Annotated in this window: 6 protein-coding genes; 3 read left to right on the forward strand and 3 right to left on the reverse strand. The window is 70.4% G+C overall.

Features of this window, described 5'->3' with window-relative positions; genetic code table 11:
* A partial coding sequence (locus tag AC5RV2_RS14370) for a hypothetical protein (protein WP_494092892.1) occupies nucleotides 1-356 on the reverse strand: 356 nt, incomplete at its 3' end.
* A gap of 49 nt (nucleotides 357-405) precedes the next feature.
* Between AC5RV2_RS14370 and AC5RV2_RS14375 the strand changes: the two genes are divergently transcribed.
* The 3 genes from AC5RV2_RS14375 to AC5RV2_RS14385 are packed head-to-tail and all read left to right on the forward strand — an operon-like array spanning nucleotide 406 to nucleotide 2859.
* Nucleotides 406-1209 carry a glycerophosphodiester phosphodiesterase family protein gene (locus tag AC5RV2_RS14375; RefSeq protein ID WP_494092893.1) on the forward strand — a complete coding sequence of 268 codons (804 nt, stop codon included), beginning with the start codon at nucleotides 406-408 and terminating at the stop codon, nucleotides 1207-1209.
* Nucleotides 1206-2327, forward strand: a complete 1122-nt coding sequence (locus AC5RV2_RS14380) for a glycerate kinase (protein ID WP_494092894.1) — start codon at nucleotides 1206-1208, stop codon at nucleotides 2325-2327. The genes AC5RV2_RS14375 and AC5RV2_RS14380 overlap by 4 nt, the downstream gene beginning before the upstream one ends.
* A gap of 28 nt (nucleotides 2328-2355) precedes the next feature.
* A complete protein-coding gene (locus AC5RV2_RS14385) occupies nucleotides 2356-2859 on the forward strand; it encodes a hypothetical protein (protein ID WP_494092895.1) in 504 nt (167 codons plus the stop codon).
* Nucleotides 2860-2883: 24 nt separating this feature from the next.
* On the opposite strand, the gene AC5RV2_RS14390 is transcribed toward AC5RV2_RS14385, so the two are convergent.
* On the reverse strand, nucleotides 2884-4539 hold the full coding sequence (locus AC5RV2_RS14390) for a SulP family inorganic anion transporter (RefSeq protein ID WP_494092896.1): 1656 nt from the start codon (nucleotides 4537-4539) through the stop codon (nucleotides 2884-2886).
* Nucleotides 4536-4937, reverse strand: a complete 402-nt coding sequence (locus tag AC5RV2_RS14395) for an ArsR/SmtB family transcription factor (protein ID WP_494092897.1) — start codon at nucleotides 4935-4937, stop codon at nucleotides 4536-4538. The genes AC5RV2_RS14390 and AC5RV2_RS14395 overlap by 4 nt, the downstream gene beginning before the upstream one ends.
* Nucleotides 4938-5072: the final 135 nt, after the last annotated feature.

Raw genomic sequence — 5072 nt, forward strand, 5'->3', positions numbered from 1 at the left:
CGGGAGCCGCCGCCCGCCGCCAGGGCGACCGCGCCGGCGTCGTCCTCCGCAGCCAGCCCGATGAGCAGCCCCTCCAGCGACACGACGGCGGCAGCGTCCGTGCAGGCCTGGAGGCCGCCGGCCGGGTCGAACAGCCACAGTTCGGTACCGTTGCCGTGGGTGCTGCTGCCGGCCGCCACCGCGACCCCGTGGCGCGCCGCGAGTCCGCCCAGTTCGCGGCGGAAATGCGGGGCGAACCCGGCGGGCAGCACCAGCAGCTGTGCACCCAGCCCGGCCGCCTGTTCCAGCCACTTCCGGCACCGCGGCCGGGACCCGTCGCCGAGCAGCCCGGCAGCCTGCACCACGGCAAGACGCATGGGTTCCTCCTCATCGGCAGTCGCGGCGGGGGCCGGTAGAGTACCGAATGTGAGCAGTGCCAGCCCCTACCTCAATCCTACGTTTCCCGGTTCCGGGCAGGGCGGGCCACTTGCACTGTCGCACCGTGGTTTCTCGTTGGAGGGTCGGGAGAACTCGATGGCGGCGTTCCGCGCGGCAGTCGATCTCGGCTACGCCTACCTGGAAACCGATGTCAGGTCCACCCGCGACGGCGTGCTGATGGCCTTCCACGACCGGACGCTGGAGCGTACTACCGACGGCCGCGGAGAGCTGGCGGCGCACACGGCCGGCCAGCTGGCGCAGGTACGGATCTCCGGCGAGCCGATCCCCACGTTCGAGGAGTTGCTGGCCGCGTGGCCGGACGTGCGACTCAACGTGGACGTGAAAGACATGGCCGCCGCGGACGAACTGGCCCGGCTGATCGAGGCCTACGACGCGCACGACCGCGTGCTGGTGGCTTCCTTTTCCGACCGCCGCCGCTTCCGCGTGCTGCGCGGCCTGAGCCGCCCCGTTGCGGGATCCGGCGGAGTATATGCGACGCTGGCAATATATCTTTTGGGGTATATAGGTCTGGCGGGCCTGTTGGCCCGGCTGGTCCGCGTCCACGCGGTGCAGGTGCCGGTGAAGTACGGTCCGTTCACGGTAGTCACGCCCGGGTTCGTGCGGCGCTGCCGCCGGGCCGGCCTAAAGGTGCACGTGTGGACTATCAACGACCGCGCAGAGATGGAACGGCTGCTGGCACTGGGAGTGGATGGCATAGTCTCCGACCGCGCCGATATTCTGGCCGAAGTGATGGCTGAACGCGGCAGCTGGCCGCAGAGGGAGTCCGCATGAAGGTCTTGATTGCACCGGACAAGTTCAAGGGAACCTTGACGGCCGCCGAGGCGGCCGCCGCAATGGCCGAAGGCGTGCTGCGGGTCTACCCGGACGCCCACGTGCAGCTGCTCCCGGTTGCCGACGGCGGCGAGGGCACCCTGGAGGCTGCCCTCTCCGCCGGTGCGGCCGAGCACACCGAACGCGTCGTGGGGCCGCTGGAGCGTGAGGTCACCGCATCCTGGGCCATGCTGGAGCGGCCGGACGGCAAGACCGCCGTCATTGAAACCGCGCGGGCATCCGGCTTGCTGCTCACCGAGCCCAGCGTGCAGTCGGCGCTCACGGCCCACTCCTACGGGTCCGGCCAGCTGATTGAGGCGGCACTGAACGCCGGCGCCACCGAGATCGTGCTCGGGGTGGGCGGCTCCGCCATGACCGACGGCGGGTCCGGCGCCCTCCGCGCGCTGGGCCTGAAGGTGCTTACCGGCGGCGGCGCCGAAGTCCTGCTCGGCGGCGCGGCCCTGGCCACCGCGGACCACCTGGACGCCTCCGGCCTGGACCCGCGCCTGGCGGAGACCGTGATCCGGATAGCGGCAGACGTCTCGAATCCGCTGTACGGGCCGGACGGGGCGGCGCACGCTTTCGGGGAACAGAAGGGCGCCGACGCGGTCTCGCGCCGCTTGCTCGACGAGGCGCTGCAGCACTGGGCCCAGGTGCTGCTGAAGGCAACCGGCCGCGACGTCAACGTGGCGGGCGCGGGCGCGGCCGGCGGCTTCCCCTCCGGCTTCCTGGCGCTGGCCGGGGTCCGGGTGGAGCCGGGGTTCGACGTCGTCGCCGATCTGGTGGGCCTCGAGGCCGCCCTGGCGGACGCAGACCTGGTGCTGACCGGCGAGGGGTCGCTGGATCGGCAGTCCGAATTCGGGAAAGCGCCGCTGGGCATCGCCGGGCGTGCCCAGGCACGGGGCATCCCCGCCGTCGTCGTCGCCGGGCAGATCGACCTGGCGCCGGACCGGCTGGCCGAACACGGGGTGCATGCGGCCGCCAGCGTGGTCGAGGCGGCAGGCAGCCGGGAACAGGCCATGGCCCAGGCCGCGCGCTATGTCACGTTGGCCACGCAACAGGCGCTCGAAGGGGCTTGAGCCCGGGAACCACGCCTATCATGAGGGCATGAGCAGTACCGTCGTCCCGCCGCCCTCGGCCGTCCGCCAGGGTTTTCTCCGCACCCTGGTCCTTTGGCTGGCGATTCCGATGGCGGTGCTGGTGCCGCTGTGGGTGGTGGCCGGACGCGTGTTGTTTGGCATCGGCGGGCAGATGGTGCTCTGGCTGGGCATCAGCCTGGGCCCGGTGCTGCTGGTCTTGCTGTTGCTGACCGGCGTGAAGCTCCTCGAGACCGCCCGCCGGGGCCTGCTGCTCCCGGTGCGGGCCGTCGTGGCGCCGGCGCTGGCCTGGCTGCTGGCGTTCGCCTTCGGCTTCACCGTCCCGGACTTCGGCGGCGCCGGAGAGGGCGCGTCCATCATGTCGCTGCTGGCCGGTCCGTCCGCCCTGGGAATGTCCACCGCGCTGTGCAACCCGTTCGGAATCATCGCCGTCGGGCTGGCCGTCGCGGCCACGGTTTTTGCCTACCGGGCCGCGGGCGAAGCGCGTCGCGGCGGCGGTGCCGACCGCGCCTGACGCAAGCGGGCCCGTTGGCGCGCCTTAGGCCTGCTGTGTGCGCCGGGCTTCACCGTTGCGCCGGACGTGACTGCGGGCATGCTCGACCGCCGCGTCCAGGTCGCCGAACAGGTGCCTGTCGTGGCGCAATGACTCCAAGACCCCCACCCGGCGGGCCAACTCCACATGGCGTTCCTGAATCCCCTTGATGAGCACGGTGACGCCGCGGCACTCCAGCGCTGTGACTAGGTCGGCCACGACCTTTGCCCCGGTCGCGTCGAGGATCTGCAGCTGGGACATCCGGATGATCACCACCTGCACATTGCGGATGGAAGAGACTCGCTCCAGCACCCGGTCGGCGACGCCGAAGAACAGGGCGCCGTCGAGCCGGAAGACAGCGATCTGCTCGTCGCCGTCTGCGGCCGGTCCGGGAATCTCCTCCCGGTGGACTCCGCTGGAATTGCCCAACGCCCTCAGCGCGAAGAACCCAGCGAAGACGATGCCGATCACGACGGCCTGGATCAGGTCGAAGGACACCGTGACGACCGCGGTGACGATGAAGACCGTGGTGTCCGCCCGGGTGGAGCCGAAGACGCTGCGCAAGGTGTTCAGCGAGACCATGCGGACGGCGGTCACCATCAGCACGCCGGACAGCGCCGCCAGCGGGATTTGGGAGACGGGCCCGGTCGCCAGGTACACGACGCCCAGCAGCACCAGGGCATGCACGACGACGGAGGCCCGGGTCCGCCCGCCGGCGCGGATGTTCACGGCCGTCCGGGCGATGGCCCCGGTGGCAGGCATCCCGCCGAAGAAGCCGGAGGCAACCGAGGCCAGGCCCTGGCCAACCAGCTCCCGGTCCGCGTCGTAAGGGCCCGTGTCGGAGATGGATGCGGCTACCCGGGCCGAGAGCAGCGACTCGATGGCAGCCAGTGCTGCGACGGTGAGGGCAGGCCCGGCCAGTGCGCCGATCAGGGCCAGGTCGACGGTGGGCAGGGACGGGGCCGGCAAGGAGCTGGGAAGTTCGCCGATCCGTGCAACGTCCACATTCAGCAGCTGGGCCACAAGCGTGGCGACGATGATCCCGATGATGGAGCCGGGCAGCTGTGGATTGATCTTCGGCGCGGCCACCATGATGGCGGCCACGATCAACGCCAGGATGACGGGCCAGAACAAGCCCGCCAAGGAAGCGGTGCCCAAGGCCTCGACCGCCGACACGGCCGCGTTGGAGCTGGGCCCCGGTGCGGTCCCGAAGGCGGCCGGCACCTGCTGCAGGAAGATGATGACGGCGATGCCCAGCGTGAAGCCCTCGATGACCGGCCACGGTATGAAGCTGACGGCACGGCCCAGTTTCAGCACGCCGGCGGCAGCCACCATGACGCCGGCCATGAGCGTCAGCAGCGCGAGCGACGATATCCCGTGGCTGGCGATGACCGGCGCAAGCACCACCACCATGGCGCCGGTAGGTCCCGACACCTGGATGTTGGAACCACCGAAAACGGCAGCAACGATGCCGGCGACGATCGCTGTGATCAATCCCGACGCGGCGCCGGCGCCCGAGCTGACGCCGAATGCCAAGGCCAGCGGCAGGGCGACGATACCCACGGTCACGCCCGCCACCAGGTCGTTCCGCCAGGTGCGCGGCAGCTGAGCGTAATCGGCCTTGCCGGGCAGCAGCGCGGCCGCCGCCCTCAACGACTTCATGGCGCCTCCTGCTTGGTGCCCGCCTCCCGGGCTGATGCCGTCGTGCCGTTGTCGGCCGCACTAAAGCCGGCCAGTTGCTGCGTGGCCGTGTGCAGGAGCTGCTGCAGGAGGCTGCGCGCCACGGTCAGCAGGTCGGCCACCTGAGGGTACGCCAGGCGGTAGAAGACCTGCACGCCCCGGCGTTCGGCCAGGACGAGGTTATGCCGGCGCAAGACGGACAGGTGCTGGGACAGGTTGGAGGCCTCTTGGCCCGTCTCGTTCATCAGCTCGGTCACGGTTACCTCGGGAGCGTCCGCAAGCAGTTCCAGCACCCGGATCCTGACCGGATGGGACAGTCCCTTGAATAAGTTGGCCTTGACTTCGTACAGCGGGGCGTCGGCAGCGGCGAATGGGTTCACGAGGGCTCCCTATAGTTCATTACTTTAGGAAGCCATCATATAGCGTGCGCGAAGGCTGCGCTAAGGCTCCGCGCGCGGCCCCCGTGGCGCCGTACAGCCAAGCGTCGCTCGGGCGAGGCCGCGCGGTCCCCGCCG

Source organism: Arthrobacter sp. Y3225116 (assembly GCF_059091245.1).

What these genes read in the sequence shown, in the direction of transcription:
- AC5RV2_RS14390 (WP_494092896.1), bottom strand. Translation starts at nt 4,539, where the DNA reads ATGAAGTCGTTGAGGGCGGCGGCCGCGCTGCTGCCCGGCAAGGCCGAT.
- AC5RV2_RS14380 (WP_494092894.1), top strand. Translation starts at nt 1,206, where the DNA reads ATGAAGGTCTTGATTGCACCGGACAAGTTCAAGGGAACCTTGACGGCC.
- AC5RV2_RS14385 (WP_494092895.1), top strand. Translation starts at nt 2,356, where the DNA reads ATGAGCAGTACCGTCGTCCCGCCGCCCTCGGCCGTCCGCCAGGGTTTT.